The 16,380-nt window shown below is 55.5% G+C and carries 11 protein-coding genes; 7 read left to right on the top strand and 4 right to left on the bottom strand.

The window, feature by feature from the left end:
• Positions 1–2 precede the first annotated feature (2 nt).
• Entirely contained in the window at positions 3–863 is an 861-nt protein-coding gene (locus VGF98_14740; GenBank protein HEY1682901.1) for a sugar phosphate isomerase/epimerase family protein, read from the top strand.
• 1,005 nt (positions 864–1,868) lie between these two features.
• Here the strand turns inward: VGF98_14740 and VGF98_14735 are convergent.
• Positions 1,869–2,363, bottom strand: a complete 495-nt coding sequence (locus VGF98_14735; GenBank protein ID HEY1682900.1) for a hypothetical protein — start codon at positions 2,361–2,363, stop codon at positions 1,869–1,871.
• 1,112 nt (positions 2,364–3,475) lie between these two features.
• On the opposite strand from VGF98_14735, the gene VGF98_14730 reads away from it, so the two are divergent.
• From VGF98_14730 to VGF98_14720, 3 genes are all read left to right on the top strand, one after another.
• Complete coding sequence (locus VGF98_14730) at positions 3,476–4,375, top strand: ferritin-like domain-containing protein (GenBank protein HEY1682899.1); 900 nt, start codon at positions 3,476–3,478, stop codon at positions 4,373–4,375.
• A gap of 27 nt (positions 4,376–4,402) precedes the next feature.
• Entirely contained in the window at positions 4,403–5,668 is a 1,266-nt protein-coding gene (locus tag VGF98_14725; GenBank protein HEY1682898.1) for an Nramp family divalent metal transporter, read from the top strand.
• Between the two features lie 77 nt (positions 5,669–5,745).
• Positions 5,746–6,231 (top strand): sigma-70 family RNA polymerase sigma factor, encoded by a 486-nt coding sequence (locus VGF98_14720; GenBank protein ID HEY1682897.1) that lies wholly within the window; start codon positions 5,746–5,748, stop codon positions 6,229–6,231.
• 39 nt (positions 6,232–6,270) lie between these two features.
• Here VGF98_14720 and VGF98_14715 read toward each other — a convergent pair whose 3' ends face one another.
• Positions 6,271–6,711: a hypothetical protein gene (locus VGF98_14715; protein HEY1682896.1), complete on the bottom strand. Its 441-nt coding sequence runs from the start codon at positions 6,709–6,711 to the stop codon at positions 6,271–6,273.
• Positions 6,712–8,193: 1,482 nt separating this feature from the next.
• Between VGF98_14715 and VGF98_14710 the strand changes: the two genes are divergently transcribed.
• The 3 genes from VGF98_14710 (at position 8,194) to VGF98_14700 (ending at position 10,311) form a co-directional block, all read left to right on the top strand.
• Complete coding sequence (locus tag VGF98_14710) at positions 8,194–8,490, top strand: STAS domain-containing protein (protein ID HEY1682895.1); 297 nt, start codon at positions 8,194–8,196, stop codon at positions 8,488–8,490.
• A gap of 85 nt (positions 8,491–8,575) precedes the next feature.
• Positions 8,576–8,989 (top strand): ATP-binding protein, encoded by a 414-nt coding sequence (locus VGF98_14705; GenBank protein ID HEY1682894.1) that lies wholly within the window; start codon positions 8,576–8,578, stop codon positions 8,987–8,989.
• Positions 8,990–9,456: 467 nt separating this feature from the next.
• Positions 9,457–10,311: a glucose 1-dehydrogenase gene (locus VGF98_14700; protein ID HEY1682893.1), complete on the top strand. Its 855-nt coding sequence runs from the start codon at positions 9,457–9,459 to the stop codon at positions 10,309–10,311.
• Positions 10,312–10,881: 570 nt separating this feature from the next.
• Here VGF98_14700 and VGF98_14695 read toward each other — a convergent pair.
• Together VGF98_14695 and VGF98_14690 are read right to left on the bottom strand one after the other, a co-directional pair.
• Positions 10,882–11,241, bottom strand: coding sequence for a low affinity iron permease family protein (locus VGF98_14695; GenBank protein HEY1682892.1), 360 nt, complete (start codon positions 11,239–11,241; stop codon positions 10,882–10,884).
• 3,605 nt (positions 11,242–14,846) lie between these two features.
• Positions 14,847–16,082, bottom strand: a complete 1,236-nt coding sequence (locus VGF98_14690; protein HEY1682891.1) for an SIR2 family protein — start codon at positions 16,080–16,082, stop codon at positions 14,847–14,849.
• Between the last annotated feature and the right edge of the window lie 298 nt (positions 16,083–16,380).

The following is a 16,380-nucleotide window of genomic DNA, read 5'->3' as shown; positions in this document are numbered from 1 at the left end:
GCATGGGGGAGTCCGTCGGCTGCTTTGGCGTGAGCGAGTTCACGACGTGGCCCTGGTCGTTCGAACGCGACATCGAACGCTACCGCGCTCACGGGGTCGCTGCCATAGAGATATGTGAATTCAAGCTCGATCGCGAAGACTACGCTCCGCAACTCGAGCGCATCCACCAAGTGGGGCTCGATGTGAGCTCCGTGCAATCGACCGTGCACTCACTGTTCCCCGATAGTCTGGCACCCACGCCGACGAATCCGGACGATCGGGTCGTTCACATGAAAACCGCGATCGACCGAATCGCCGAGCATGTGCCCGAGCAAACCCCGTTCGTCGTCATCACCGGGGCGGCGCCCGGAGGCAATACTGAGGCCGTGTACCAACGCGCGCTGCACGCCTTCGCGGAGTTAGCCGACTTCGCTGCCGAACGGCGCATGCGCTTGGCATACGAACCTCTTAATCCGGTACTGTTCAATTCGGACACCGCGCTGTGGGGCTTGGATAGCGCGCTCGAGCTCGTGCGCGCGATCGACCATCCAGCCCTTGGGCTGTGCGTCGACACCTGGAACGTTTTTCAAACTCCCAACCTGTACGACGTCATTTCTGCCGCAGCGGACCGAACGTTTCTCGTGCAGATCAGCGACTGGCGGCGTCCGCGCTCCGGCGCGGACCGCATCAGCCTGGGTCACGGCACGATCGATAATGTGGCGATCGTGAAGGCGGTCCGCGCGGCGGGCTACGGTCGACCGTACGTGCTCGAGATCTTTTCGAGCGAATCTCTACCGGACTCTATTTGGAAGGCCGACCTGGACGAAGTTATCGAGTCAAACGTGCGCCAGTTCGGCCGAATCTGGGAAGCGAGTCAAGAATGAAGTTGCTCCGCTCGGGGATTGGAAAGATCTAGGCGTTGCCGCGAATGTTCGGCCGCCGGTATGCAAAGAACGAGCTGAACGCGCGCATCGGTCGTCCCGAGCAGATCGGGGTATCAGCATAACATTCGATGATGGGCGGCCTCGCGGGGCTCGTGCGCTCGAAGTGGGTAGCGGAGGCGGCCTCACCTTCACGTCCGTGGCCCATCGCGCGCTCGACGTATGCGCCGCGGAATTTCGCGGTATTCCACTGGTGTGGCACGGTCCCGGAGGGTTGGCGGCTCCCCCTGCTACCAACCGTGCGGTCAGGATTTCGCCTAGAAACCTTCGTTTTTTTTTACGACGTGTCGGCCATTCAACTCCGGTCCGGCGGGAACCGATTCGTACGGTACGTTTGGTACGCACGCCAATGTGAACCACTTTCCGACGCACGATATATGTGTTCGCACCGTATGGACGCATTTCGCGTTTTTTCGAGATAGCGGGTGTCGTCGACGAGATGCGAATGTTCGGCGCTGCGCTTAGAGCGTCGGCTACGGATCGAGTTAGGATACGCTTCGAGGACTTGTAGCTGGTCGTTCGGATGGGCGCTCTCGTCTTTCAGGGACGCGCCAAGAAAGGGCGGACTTTTTGTCTGGTATTGTGTAAAAAGAAGCGTGTAACTAACAGCTAGGTTACTACGCCGTTCCATGAATCTCGCACGGCGACGCTCTTTACTGTGAGTTAAGCGCTGCCCCGTCTGCACTGACTTTGTGAGTGTGACATGCCGAGTGCCAGCTTGTCTTCTTCGTGGAAAATCCCATGACAGTCTGATATGCTTCGTCGATCCTGTCGTAGCACTCGCAAGCGGCCGATTCAAGCCCGCCGCGATTTCAGATTGTATTGTGACCGCGCGCGTAAGAGATGAATCCAGCCTCTTGCAGCGCGTCAGCGGCCACATTTACACCTGTCCTTTGAACGCCCAGCACCTGGCTCAGGAATTCCTGCGTTAGGAGTATTACGTCGCCTTTAACACGATCGTGCGCCATGAGGAGCCAACGCGCCACGCTCACTTGTCGGGTGTAAGCTGTTGCAAGCTGCCAAATAGGTGCCCGTGTTTATGGTCGCTTGCGCATATCTGAGCATCGAAGCCTTCAGCGCAGGCTCCTTTTCGAGCAGATTGCCAAGAGCGGACACCGGCAAACACTGCGCCGAGTCGGGAACTTGTACGATTGCCCGTTGCTGTGCCGCCGACTGACCCAAAACGATAGACAAGTCCGTCATTCCCTCGCGTCCGACGAGGCCCACTTCCGCTGTTGCACCATCGAGCATCTCTAGCACGATCGACACGATACTGCCGATCGGGAACAAAACTTTTTCGAAGGCTCTGTCGGACTCGAAGACAATCTCACCACGCTTGAGCGATACATTCGTCAAAGATGGCCGAATCGCGTCCAAGACGTGCGACGGAAGATGATCGAGGAACAGGTTGCCCGTCGTGGTTTTCTTTGGTACGGAAGACATAGCCGACTCCGTTCTTGCCGGCTCCATAGAAAGTCGGCCGAAACTGGATGTTCGGTAAGGCCGACAGCAACTCTATGTTGAGATTGCGACCGCGCTCTTTGTGGGGGATGCGTCGAGTAGTAAAGGTTTTCGCGTTTGGAGAGGCTTCCACCCGTCCACCAACGCCTAGGGCTATGTCCGAAATGTGGTATAAGGCGATTTGACGTTTGGTCAGCCGGAGGTTGCGTCAAAAACCTCCGGCCTGCGAGCGACTCGGCCGACCCGCTCGTCCTGACCGTATACCCAGACAGCATGGACTTCGAACTCGCGAATATGCGTGCGGTAGCGAGCGAGAGCTCTTGTTTGCTCTTGGAAACCTCCCTTGCTTGTGTTCGGTTCTATGCAGAACACCAGTCGTACGTACACTACGATATGAATGTTTACTCGTCCCCGGGGGTCACCGACACGACATGACTCCAGCCCCTACTACTCAAAGGTGGCGATTACGATATCGCTCGCAAGTACGACATACGAGCGGAACTTAGGCAAACTGAGCCGCAGAGCGACGTCGTACTCGATCTTATGGCGAGCGAGTTTATCGATTGCTCGTGTCTTGGTGTACTGATTGCGCAGCTTCGCGCCTGGCGAGAACAAATCGCTGACACCAAGCTCGGATTACAAAATGTCGCGCCGAGTATTGCCAGAATGCTTAGTTTGCTGGAGCTCGATCGATTATTCGTGATCGAAAGCTTCGATCTGGCGGCTAGTCTCTGTACGCGTATAGTTCTTGTTTGCGGGGGTAGACGTTTAGTTACGGTCGTTTTGCAGAGGCGCATCTCGACCGAATCCTTTTCACTTACGGAGTAGATGATCGCATATCTGCGTTTCAAGGGAACGGCCAAAGCGTTCAACTTACTTCACTTGCCAGCGGTGCCGGCGTAGGAGCGATCGGCTGTCCCCTCTGCTGATCCTCGCTTACGCGCGCAGCAGTTAACTTTCAGCGCGTCCCGCGCTCGATGAACTTTTTGGCAAAATCTTCTTCAACAGACAATCCAAATGGGTCTGACGTGCGTCCGATATGAATCAACGCACCAAGCTGATGACGCCACATGCGCATCGCGGAGGAATTGTTTGTGAAACTGCCATCGGAATCAGACGCGGTCGATCGCAACACCAGCGGTCCCGATACCGCTGAGAACGCACATCCGTACGATCCTTTTAAGCTCGCCGCTAGACGTATTTCGCGCACGTCGATGCTGTCGGGTTTAGTTGTGACAAGTGCGCTACTCGGAGCCGCTTGTAGCAGTAATATCACGCCGGCCGTACTCGGTGCCGGCGGCGGTGCGGGAAGCGACAGTCTGGGCATCGGCCCGGATGGTAAATATAGCGACATCGATATCGTCAACTTTGCTCTTAATTTAGAATACCTTGAGGCCGAATTCTACAACGTAGCGGTCCACGGAAAAACTATCGAGCAAATGGGTGTCAAAGTAAATGGCGTGGGCAATCGCGGGCCAACTACGGGCGGCAAGAAAGTCGACATTAGCGATAAGACTGAAGCCGGCGTCTCAGATCAGATTGCCAACGACGAACTTACACACGTAGAATTCTTGCGTAGCGTTCTCGGCAATAAGGCGATCGCCAAGCCCGCCATAAATCTCGATGCGCTCGGAATCGGGTTTGCGAATTCGATGCAATTTCTCGTTTTAGCCCGCGCGTTCGAAGATACAGGCGTCAGCGCATACGGCGGAGCGGCGCCGCTGATAAGTTCGAAGGAAATCCTAGGGGCGGCCGCGCGTATCCTAGCAACGGAGGCGCAGCACACGGGCAGCATCCGGACCATGATTGCGCAGATGCATGTCTCCACCAATCCGCCGGGGCGCCTCGACAAGAAAGACAAACTGCCGCCACCGTCAGGGCACCTATACTTCGATGTCAATCAGGACGGTCTGTCGCAGATTCGGACATTCAGCGAAGTAATCGCCATCGCTAAACCGTTTTTTCCAAATGGAATTAATGGCAACATTCAATAATCAGCGATCCGGCGCGAGTGAGCGCTCGTGACGGTTTGCGGCTTTGAGCTAACGGCCGGGCGCTTTCGTGCCCTGCCGCGCCGGCCAGGCCGGCGTGACGCTTCGCTGCCGAGCTTGCCGTGGCTCGGCATAGTCGGACCTGCATTCGCCATTAGCATTGGCTACATCGACCCCGGCAACTGGGCGACCGATATTGCCGCGGGCTCCTTCGGTTTTACTCTCCTATGGGTCGTCCTTCTGGCGAACCTCATGGCGACGGCCTTGCAAATCTCGGTTGTACGGCTTGCGACGCTCACCGGCGTCGACCTAGCGACCGCGATGGCTCAACGATGGCCCAAACTTGCGACGTCCTTTTGGTGTGTGTTTCAGGGCGCAGCCGTCGCAACGGATCTCGCCGAGTTTGGCGGAGTCGTCCTCGGTCTGCAACTGCTATTGCACTGGAGTATGAAGGCTAGCGTTGCCGCCGGTGTGTTGGCGGTCTTCGGCTTGTTGATGTTCGGGCGCCGTGAAAGCCGGCAGCTGGAAGCGGCAATGGCCCTAGTGTTGGGCTTTATCGCCCTGCTTTTCGCATATCAGCTCGTTATCTTGCGTCCGGCTCTGCCCACAATAGTCGGCGGTCTTATGCCGACAATTTCGAAGCTGGGTGCCATACCTTTGATTGTTGGAATCATCGGAGCCACAGTAATGCCGCACAATCTATTCTTGCACTCGTCTCTGGTGCTAAAGAATGCGGCGACCGAACAAGCCCAGCGAGTCCGCCAAACCGCCATCTTCTCGAAGGAAACATGGATCGCTCTCGGTCTTGCCACGTTTGTGAACGGCGCCATCCTTGTAGTCGGTGGCTCGCTAATGGGTCACAACGGCTCCATTGAAGCCGCATTTCACGGGCTGCAGCTAGCTCAAGGTGGTTCGATCGCACTAATTTTTGGCGGAGGACTGATAGCTAGCGGTATAGCTGCTTCCGCTACTGCCACCGTCGCGGGAAATTATGTGTTTCGGGCGCTAGCGCCATGGCGAGTACCTCCGCTTGTCCGGCGATTCGCTACAATCGTGCCGGCCGCCGGCCTTATGGTCGGCGGCGTGCATGCGACGGACCTTTTGATCTGGTCACAGATCGGCCTCGCTCTCATTCTACCAGCGGTCGTCGTTCCGATGTTGCTAGAGTACCGCCGCGTACATCGAGATCGAAACATTGCGTTGATGCGGCCATTGTTCGTAGGAGCTTGTGTAGCCGGCAGTCTATGCATCGCTTTCGACGCGATGTTACTGCTTCAACCTCTTCTCGCACACTAAATCGACCTCCATCATATCATCGCGTTTAGTCACACGGACGCGACGGAAGAACAGAAAACGGTTGGAGGCCGTTGTTGATGGACGATTTCGATTTCAATCGATTTTATCTTTGTCATTATGCACTGTCGTACGTAACGGCCCTAGATATTACCAACGACCTTCACGAAGCTCAGGATGTGGTGCAAACGGTATTTTGCAAGGCGTGGGCTTTGCGAACGTCCATGCACGATGCCGCATGCGGCAAAAAGTGGATCGTCGTGGCCACGAAAAATGCGGCAATCGACGCAGTTCGCCGTAGGGCATCGCATCGACAACACCGGAGCGGCCTCGATGGGCGCGTCGCGGAAAGTGCCGAGCAAGTAGCTCTACGCAACATTGAAGGCGCGATCGTATGGCATGCGCTAGACGGCCTCCCTAAAGAAAATCGAACTTTACTCCGCGAGTCATTTATCCACAGGCGCTCGCACGCGAATATAGCCGCACGTTGGAACATCCCGCTCGGTACCGTGAAAACTCGAATACGCTCGAGTTTAACCCGTATGCGATCTATTATCGGCGCGTAATGGCGGCCCGATCCCGGCGCGAGCCGCCAACGCTCCATTCTATAGTTTGTTAGAGATCGTCAAGCGTGCCTTTCCGACGCGGTTACCGTTACCTTTGCGGTCGACGAAGATGGCAAAGCACGTGCCCGAAGTCGTACCGGCCGTGACCTGGTAGGTATCACCGGAGCCTGCAATTTCAGCCACACCATTTCTCGTGCATTTCATATCGCGCACGGTAAAGCTGCCGTTCATGCCGCCTTTTGCGGTCACCGTCTGCGTTGGATTCGAGAGCGTCAGCTGGACATTACACGGTTTAACGCGTACGCCGTTGTCGTCTGAACAGCGGCCGCCGAGATCCGGTTGGCTCAGCGCTTGCGTCGTCGACCGATTTGCTGGTCCTGCAGCAGACGGGTTCAAATCGCTGTGGCTGCTCCCGGCGCAGCCTGCTAAAGCACCGGCAAAGGCGAACACTGCGAGGGAGGTTTGTCGTAAGCTATTCATCACTGCTCCTTAACGTTAGAAACACGCGGCGACGTTTGACGCGCTTCCATTGCGTTGCCCTCTGCATTGTGTGACTAAACGAAGCTCCGTTAAACTTCGCTGCATCTCTAGATAGTTCGCAGATCTGCTTTCACACGGCTGATGCTGCGCCGTTCGCTGGCGCGTTCTCGTGACTGCGATGCGCCGCGTGGCTGTAAGGCATCTACTGGACCTTGGCGTGTGCCTGTCTGGAAGCGGCGTTCAGTGCGATGTGCGGAGTGCCAGCTTGTCTTCTTTCTGGAATACTCCATCACGCTTCGCTATGCTTGGTGATGTTGTCGTAGCACTCGCGCGCGGCCGATTCCAGGCCGCAACGCTGACCAACGGTGATGTGACCGCGAGGCTAGGAAATGAAGCCGACCTCTCGCAGTGCGCTGCCGCAACGTTCACGCCCGTCCTTTGCACGCCGAACATTTGACTCAGAAATTCTTGCGTCGGGAGTATCACATCATCGTTCACTCGGTCGTACGCCATGAGGAGCCAGCGGGCGCAACGCTCATTGGTTGCGTCCAATTCGTTACAGGCCGACAAACAGGTGCTTGTGTTTATGGTCGCCTGCGCGTACCGAAGCGCGGCAGCCGTCAGCTCCGGCTGCGATTCGAGGGCATTTCGGAGGTCGGTTACCGCCAAACATTGTGCCTCGCCGGGTACTTGTATGATTGCCGGTTGCTGCGCAGCGGATTGCCCTAAAGCGATCGACAACCCAGTCATTCCCACGCGGCCGACAAGGCCCACTTCGGCGGTTTCGTCGTCGAGCATCTCTAGGACGACCGAGACAATACTACCGGTCGGAAATATAACTTTTCAAAAGGCTTGTTGGGCTCGAAGATAGTCTCACCGCGTTTGAGCGATACGGACTTCAACGATAGCATAACGGCTTCAATAACATTCCGAGGCAGCTGATCGAGAAACAGATTGCCCGTTGTGATACTCTCTGATTCTGGAGACACTGCCGAGTCCGTTCTTGCCTGCTCCATAGCACGTCGGCTGAAACCAGGTGCTCGGTAAGGTCCGACGGCTGCTCCATGCTGAGACCGCGACCTCGCTGGACTGATGCGTCGAGTAGTTGGTTTTTCGCGTTCAAACAGCGGTTCACCCTGTCACAAAAAAAGTTCTAATGTCCGAATGTGTCACACATTATTGTGAACATTGGTCAGCCGTATGCTTGCCTCGAAACCTCCAGCCTGCGAGCACTTGGCCAGATGCGCCGGTGCGGACCGCGTACCCTGATAGCATAGGTCTGAAATCCACCCTGGATGCGGTGCCAACTGCGTCAATGGCGCGCTTGGACTTCAAGTCTGCAAACCGGCTATCAACAGCGAAAAAGCTCTCGCTCGCCTTCTTTGAACGCCGTACTCGTTCTGCTCGGTTTTATGCAGAAAGCCGGCGGTTCGTACAGTATCATGGGGGAGTCAATCGATCGAAGGGGGCCACTTACACGCCATGGAAAACCCGCTACAGCTCAAAAGTAGCTATTACGATATCGCTTGCAAAGACGACCTGCGAGCGGAACTCAAACAAACCGAGCCACACAGCGACGTAGTACTCGATCTTGCAATGACCGATTTTATCGATTGCTCATGTGTCGGTGTACTGATCGTACAGCTCCGTTCGTGGCGCGAACAGATTCCCGATACCAATCTTAGACTACAAAACGTCGCACCCAGTGTTGCCAGAATGCTTGGTTTGCTGGAACTCGATCGAGTGTTCGTGATTGAAAATGTCCGATCGAACCCCTAGTAGTCTGATGAGTAGTTCACGTTTGTTGGGTAGAGCTGTAGCACGGTCGATTCGCGGAGGCGGATGTTGACCGAATCTTTCACAGATGGGAAAACAGATGCTCGCGCCTGACTGGGAGTTTCAAGCCGACGAAGCCAAAGAGGCACTGATAGAGCGAAAGGGCTACCTAGAATTTCTACGTGCGGCGTGTACTCCGGATTCGGATTATGACAGCGCGCTCATCATATTTGCAGAGTTGATCGCTAATGTGATTCGCCATGCGGCCGGTCCAATTCAAATAAGCATATGGGGCAACGAACGAGGCAGTGTAACCCTACAGGTAATCGATACCGGCGCCCCTTTTCATTTTGCTCCGAAGCTGCCGCCTCCGAATAGCGAAGGGGGCCGAGGCCTCTACATCATCTCACGATTGAGCCGCGAAGTCAGTGTCTCACGAAACGAAGATGGCAACGTTGTACGAGTGGAGTTGCCCGTCGCGTTTTCAACGGGAGCGCCCTAACTGCTAACCGTCGATTGTCGAGCGTGGTGCAATGTGAATTTCGTGTCATTCGCGAGACCCCTGATTAAGGACCGGACCGTGGCTCGCAGCGGTAGAAGCTGTTGCGATCCTCCAAAGGCCGCCGAAACAAAGCAGGGGCTAGAAATGCTTTGATGCAGCGTCCTGCCAGCTAGCGGGCGTGCAAGATCACTAAATACGGCAAGGCTATCTCGCTTCCACCGGCTATGAACCACTGCGCGACTGAACTCTCGATCGGGAGCAAAATCGCCGGTGGCTCCTAGCCGTTAGTCGAGATGACGTCGAGGGGCTGTGTCCCTTCGCACGCGGCCGCAGCGGAAACTGTCAGAGACCCGTCTGATTGGCCAAGCTACTGCGAGCGGGGCGTTACCAAAACGAACCGATTGCTTCTTCTCCTCTCAACACACCATTTTGGAGTGATGGCCGTCCCATTCGGGTACACCACACCAATGAGCGAGACGAAGACTTTGCCACCTCAGTCTCAGGATCATCAGCCGGGGCGTCAGGATGAGTTGCGGCCGCAACCTCAGACCGACTCGAAGACGCCCGGTTCGAATCGGCTGAAGGATCGGGTCGTTTTGGTAACCGGTGGCGACAGCGGCATCGGCCGAGCGGTGGCAGTCCTCGCGGCGAAGGAAGGTGCCGACGTCGCCATTGCCTATTTGGACGAGGATGAGGATGCCGAGGAAACTCGTCGCCTCGTTGAAGGAAAGGGCCGGAAGTGCGAGTTGCTGAGCGGCGACATCGGCAAGGAAAGCGTTGCACGAGGCTTTATCAGGAGGACTGTCGAGCGTTTCGGCAGGCTCGATGTCCTGGTAAACGCCGCAGGCGAGCAGCATCCGACGGAGCGTCCCGAGGATATCTCCGCCGAACAGGTCGAGAAGACGTTCCGGACTAATGTCTTCTCGCAGTTCTTCACTGTAGAAGAAGCGTTAAAGCACCTCGGCAGTGGCTCCTCGATAATTAATATCGCCTCGATTACCGCTTACGAGGGCAATCCGAGCCTGCTCGATTATTCGGCGACTAAGGGTGCCTTGGTTTCCTTCACCCGCGCACTGTCTAACGCGATTGTTGAGCGCGGAATCCGAGTGAACGCGGTAGCGCCCGGGCCGATTTGGACGCCCCTGATTGCGGCTACGTTTAAACCCGAAAAGGTCGAAACTTTCGGCGCCGATACACCGATGAAGCGGCCCGGACAGCCCTACGAAGTAGCGGCCGCCGTCATTTTCCTTGCTTCGGATGATGCCTCATACATTTCTGGCCAGACCATCCACGTTAACGGCGGCACCGTGGTAAATGGTTAGACGCAACGCCAACCGGTCTTCGCTTATGGAGTCTTGATTCCGAAGGTAGGAAAGACGCGCAACCGATCCTTTTTGCTAATCGTTCGATACACTGGACTAGATGCTTTGGACTTACATCTTCTGAAAATTACTTACGTGGGGGCCGATTCCGCCGCACCCGTCCGATAGGGGCTTCTACAAGTCTCGCGCCAAACGTTCGTGGTTCAGCGACGGTTCTAAATTTGACTCTAGGTGAAACTAGTTTCCAATGGCCGTTCGGTAGGAGGCGAGTGGCATTCCCAACCCGGATCGGTGTTGGCGCCGGCCGCTAGGTCTCCGCTCCCATATGGGGCTTATACGCATTGAGGCGCGTGCGCTTTCAATGCAGCGATCCTTCCTAACTTACGAGAACCGGCGACCGGCACACTAAACTGACTTCGAGGCTGCACGATTCCACGTTGCTGAGCAGACGGCTGACCTGAGAGATCGCTACTTCGCCGACGTCTTCTCGGCAATGATGTTTACGATTGAGCGCATCGATCAAGAGCTTATCTCTCATGTGCGGTAGGTTTCCCTACTATTAGAAGTCGCTCAATCAAGCTCTTTTGATTTTAGCACTTTAGCCGTAATGGCCTCAGCCTCGGCTGGCGGTCTCGTCTCCAGGCCGATGAGGCGGTTGTCGGCCTTTTCGATAGCGCGAATGAGTGCGTCGAGCTTAGCGTTCATTGCGGTCGTGTCGCGACTCTGCGCATTATTGAGTACGAAAACCATGAGAAACGTCACGATAGTCGTCCCCGTGTTGATCAGAAGCTGCCAACCGTCCGAATAATGGGTCACGGGACCGAACAGCGCCCAAACGACAACGACTAGGAAGGCCGAACCGGTCGCGGCCGGCGAGGATACGAAACGATTTACGGCGGCCGCGAAAACACCAAACGTGTTGTTTATCATGTTTCCAGGTTCTCGTAATCAGTGCCGACTCCATTGCGATTCGGAGACATTCGGGAGCTCAACTACTCGAACTTCGAAAAGCTCAGTCTCGCAACGCCTTCCTATACGTGCATGATTAACACCACTTATGTCCTGTTGCCGACCGCGGTTAACCAGCCAATCCCGAGAGCACGTGAGCGGCATGCCATCCCGCACCTTTGTTAGTGGATTTGGCGTGGCCGATGGCCTCGACCGTGTCAGCCCAGACCCGTTTTTCGAGGGCAGCTATAGCGACATGAATCGAGCCCACTTGGAGCCGAAGCGATCGAAACGGCTAGAAGCGCCTAGGGAAGTTCGAGAAATAACTATCGAGGCGACGGCCGTAAGTGTGTCACGTCCGCGGCGAAGGCGAATACGCTTGCCCAAATGCAAGGCCTCGAACGACAACGATGAAGAAAGGTTTGGCATTGTATTTCGGCAAGCTCGAACCTTCGAGCAAGATTAGGCACTACTCGGATCTACTTGAGCTAATTGCCAATCCGAATGGTTGCGAGAGTTGTTGAGCGCCGATCGTCACAACCGAGCGACCGCCCTGGGCGGTACTTGAACCCCTCAACGCCCGGACCGATTGCATCGACGAGGACGCGACGTCCTTCGATAACGATTCCTTCTAAGTCACACGATCCGGATGAGTTGTTACATTGCAGTTGCGTTGACCCTTTAAGCCATTCCGAACGAGTTATCCGATAGATCGTTGGCGGAGTGGATTGCTGATCCGCGATGTCTATCGTTCCTCCGATGTTCGACCACACCAAAGGTCCCGGAAAGTTCACGGTTGCTACTTGAATGGTTATAAGCTTAAAGCTTCCATCGGCGAACGTAGCGTACCGAAACGCTTCGGATGCGCTCAAGCCATCGAAATATAGCGTTCCATCCGTAGGTGCATTATGCCACGTAGAAAACAAAATTGACGTCGCCGCCGGTGTAGAACATAGGCTGCCCGGATGCGTGCTTGAAGATCGCTAGGTTCCCCGCGCCACCAGACTTTGAAAGAATGTTAGCGACCGCGGGTCGCCGGATTGGGGATCTACTGCGCAACTGTATGGCTCGAAGCTGCCGAACATAGCCTCGTGCGACGGCCTGGCGCTGGAACTGGAGGACGCGTACACTCGACCCTACGTCGTCCTAGACGCGTCGGGCATAGCCTACGCCAACTTCATTTGCCTAACAAAATTCGTGGCAATGAAAAAGCACCGAGCAGGGAGTGGCTTCCGACCAGCCCGACCGGTGCTTTGTTAACCTCAGCTGCGCCATCTGTTTAGCCTCGTCCAGTTCGATGAGCTGTGGCCTATGTACACGACGCTCGAGGCTGCCCTAGAAGACGCATCGGATAAAAGTGATCGCAGCATGCCCCCGACTGGCTGACTAGGCGGCGACTACTTTACGCCTGGCGCGTCGCTACATCCGGCGCGTAGCGACGAAGTAGGGCAGAATAGTCGTATGACCGTAGTGCTGACGATAAAGAAGCGCTAGTCGATCTCCTTAACTTAAACGTGCACTTAACACTTATCGAGATGGCTCAGCGGTTGAATGCAGCGGTCTTGAAATGTTACGAACGCTGTATCGTGCGAGGTCATTGAGGGTCGGTACGTTCAGAAAGCGGCAGATTTCGCGAGACGAGCCCTCACGGCGAATCAGTGAGGTTCAGGCCGCTTGCAACCAAAATGCAACCAACCAATGCGTGCTCGAGGCCCACCGGATTTTCGTCCCGAGGGGCAGCGGTAGGGCGAATAAAGCGAATGAAGACTTACGCTAACTGGGCAGCTCAACTTAGGTTAATCTACGGCGCGGAACGTGAGTACCAAAAAGCCCGTGACAACGAGCTTCTACTGGTAGCGCTAGCGGGAATCGAATCCGTTCCCCACTGTCCCGGCCAGTGTCGGCGGGTCTCGGCAAGTGCCGTTTCCCTCGACAACGTTGGCCTGATTCAAGGTCCGTATCTCGTCTGGTTGCGTCCCATGTCGCGGGGTTTGGCTACTGATTGGCTCCACTTGGCTGGGCGAAGGGAGCCCTAGCCGATCGATTGGAGGAACGCCTAAAGACAAGACCCCTCAGCCAGGCCAAACGCTCCATCAGTCTTCGGGTTTTGTAGCGATGCAAATAGGCATGCTCCGGACCGATGAATAACTGACGGCGATGGGCATTTCGACGAGGCTTGGAAACGCCAGTTACGCAAGGTGCCAAAGCTGCGGCGGTACAGTAGCGATTCGCCGATCGCTAGTTCTTAAGGTCGCTAAAGGGGGTTGGTGCGTCGACTGTGGATATCGATACGATCGCTGGAATGTAGAATCGCTAGCTCCGCGCGCTGCTCCGATTCGACCCTAAATTTCGTGCCATAGCCCTTGTCGCGATTCCGACTCAACAAATTCTAGAGCCCCTGACTGACGCGTGTGCTCGCCCGACGGAACATAGCAGATTGGAACATCGCGGGATGAAGCTCATTCCATTCTCTGCGAGCTAAAAGTACCAAAATAACTGAACACTAGGTGCGGCACGGGATTCGAATCTGAATCCGCTGAGGCTGAGGAAGCAAAGACAGCCGTAACCACGCTCCTCCTGCAGTGATATTCGTCGTTTCAAATCGTGCACAAACCCGTCCCAAACCGGCCTGACGTGCGGACCCCGTGCCACAGCGGTGCCACGGATACCGGTTCGCGGCCGACACGTAAGGAAAGTCACAGGCTGGGTCGAGCGGGACGAGTCGATTAGCGGATTTTTCGATAACCGAGCTGCCACCGGTCCTGTATTCCGCCGTGATCGAACAGACGAATGGCCCTGTCGGCAGCTGCGTGCCCCCGAGCTCGGAGGGATCATGGGTCGCCAGCGCTCCGTGGCCATTTCGCACTGTGACGTACGGTTCGGCACGTTTCGCTTATACGGCAGTACCATAACCTTCGATTATCAACCCGATTGCCGCGCTGTTTTCATTGCAAATCTAGCCGAACGTCATACGTTAAATCGGAGCCGGACGTTTGGCATGAAAGCTGGACTTGCGACGGCCGTTTGGTCCACCGACCTGTGCAAACGACGCGCGTTCTCGTGCTCGTGCTCAAACGATCACTTACAACCGAGTTCCCGGATCGCCATGCGATCAAAGCAGCGACCGAAAGTAAGCCGACCGTCCATATAAGGCCGGTGTAAAGGTTGGCAAGACCGCTGCCTTCCTTACGTGGCATAAATCTTATCTCGGCCTTTAGTTTCGAACCGTCCGTTCGATCGACTGTAACCAGCTCAGCCTTTACCTCGTCGTCTTCCGCGGCGCAGTTACACTTCAGCACGACTCCGATAAATATTCGATATACTCCGAATAACGACAATGCTGCCGCTGCCGAGGCTACGGCTGACAACCACGTGTGAGATCTTACGAATGATAACCAGAGAACGAAAAGTATCAGCGGGATGAAATCTAGGAAAATGAACGCAAGCACGAGCCTTCTCGCGGCTGTCCCTTTGAAGTGTTCATCCCAAGCGGTTGCGGAATCGAACGGTTTGAAGCGTGCCGCTGCGCCCGTCATCGCTGCCCAGAACAGTGCAAAGAAGAACGTTGCGGTTTCGTCGATGGGCATCTAGGCCTCGCGTAGGTGATCGACGATCGTATCAAAGGCGTTTCCGGTCAGGGGAATCCCACACGAGAATACAGCGCATTTGGAGCTGGGCTCAATGTATGGGCTGCCGGCCGCGCTCGCAATGTCTATAGCTCTCAAGAATCCTTCGACGCCGGGGCGATCGTTGAATCCAGAAAATATCGCTGGAGCATACTCCGCGTTAGTCGCCGGCGTATCGATCTCGTGTTGCACAATAAATGCTGACCGAATGTTATCCCCGTGGATTCTTCGCATTTCCGTGATTAGCCCGTTTAGATACAGGTCGCTTCCGCCGTATCCAAGTACGAGAAGGCGTGGTGACTTCATAAGGGCATCCTGCAACTTATATTGAAAATATCCGTATGGCGGGTGCAACACCTTATCTGTTTTTCTAAGACCGGTTATCATGGTTCCAACTGTCAGAGCTTCCCCTGACTGCGCGGTAGCGGGCCCTATAACCCATCGCGTTGCGTTCTGAATGCCATCAAAAGTCCAGGTCGGTGCGCGACAAATCTGTTCCCGGGTGTGTTCATTGGTGCGCAGGAAGTAAAACCGGACACTACCGTGAAGATGCAGGATAAACGGACTGTCGGTTGCTCGCATAAGTAAGTTCGGGTTGAAGTGGCGTCCGTCGTCCTCGTAGCCGTCAACCCACTCGTCGACGCAACGCTCCAAAAGCTCGTCGTAGTTGAGAGTCGCAAAAGTAACATTGAAATGTTTAGAGAGCAAATCGATTATGCGTCGCAAACTAGCGAGTCGCGCATCCTCGATTGTCTTAACAGCCTCGGCCAACGTCTTGGCAATCAGGTCAACCGAAGTGTTGATAAAATCCAAAAGATCGGTTTGCTGTGCTTCCTGTAAGAAGTCTGCCCACTGCGGATTGGGAATGGTAAACGCCCCATATGCTGGCTTCGCTTGGTCTCGAACTTGGATCCAGTATCGCGTTGCAGAATAAGCCAGTCCTGCCTCTGCTAAATGAAGGATCGTTTCAAAGTTGGGTCGGGAATAGTAGCTCGAAGCGAAGCGCCCCATTGCTTGAGCGAACGTCAGCGGCTCTTTATGTATCCAAGGAACCCATCCATATCTGCTGTCGTCCAAGGGCGGACCTAGCGTGTCCCGGATCGTGTTGGTCAACGCGTCGGTCGAAGGCAGTCCGACGCTTTGCGAAAAGCCGCTTCCCACTATCACGGTGAGGTTTGGTTTGCCGTTGTTGTTCATACCTTGGTAATACTCCGCTGAAAGGCTGAAACGCGGCCCTACAGAGACGGGACGTTCGATCGCCGGTTGCAGTAGTTCACCACGAGCCGACTCCCTACGAGTATCGATTGTAGCACAGTCGATCTCCTGGGTCGGTCATGGGTCTTTGGCCGCATGGCAGAGGGTGGGCACGTCCACTGAGCTTTAGACGGTCCGCAAGGCGTTTCTGGTTTTTGTAAAGACACCGATCCTGTTTTCTCGGCCGATGGGTTGCGTCGGATTGCCGACAACGGCGCGTTAGTCCGAACGATTAGAAACT

The organism is Candidatus Tumulicola sp., assembly GCA_036490475.1.
Lineage (GTDB): Bacteria > Vulcanimicrobiota > Vulcanimicrobiia > Vulcanimicrobiales > Vulcanimicrobiaceae > Tumulicola.
This window is presented reverse-complemented; position numbering and strand designations above follow the sequence as displayed.

Coding starts and splice junctions, on each gene's coding strand:
- VGF98_14720 (HEY1682897.1), top strand. CDS start 5,746: ATGGACGATTTCGATTTCAATCGATTTTATCTTTGTCATTATGCACTG.
- VGF98_14690 (HEY1682891.1), bottom strand. CDS start 16,082: ATGAACAACAACGGCAAACCAAACCTCACCGTGATAGTGGGAAGCGGC.
- VGF98_14710 (HEY1682895.1), top strand. CDS start 8,194: ATGGAAAACCCGCTACAGCTCAAAAGTAGCTATTACGATATCGCTTGC.
- VGF98_14735 (HEY1682900.1), bottom strand. CDS start 2,363: ATGTCTTCCGTACCAAAGAAAACCACGACGGGCAACCTGTTCCTCGAT.
- VGF98_14700 (HEY1682893.1), top strand. CDS start 9,457: ATGAGCGAGACGAAGACTTTGCCACCTCAGTCTCAGGATCATCAGCCG.
- VGF98_14695 (HEY1682892.1), bottom strand. CDS start 11,241: ATGATAAACAACACGTTTGGTGTTTTCGCGGCCGCCGTAAATCGTTTC.
- VGF98_14705 (HEY1682894.1), top strand. CDS start 8,576: ATGGGAAAACAGATGCTCGCGCCTGACTGGGAGTTTCAAGCCGACGAA.
- VGF98_14715 (HEY1682896.1), bottom strand. CDS start 6,711: ATGAATAGCTTACGACAAACCTCCCTCGCAGTGTTCGCCTTTGCCGGT.
- VGF98_14740 (HEY1682901.1), top strand. CDS start 3: ATGGGGGAGTCCGTCGGCTGCTTTGGCGTGAGCGAGTTCACGACGTGG.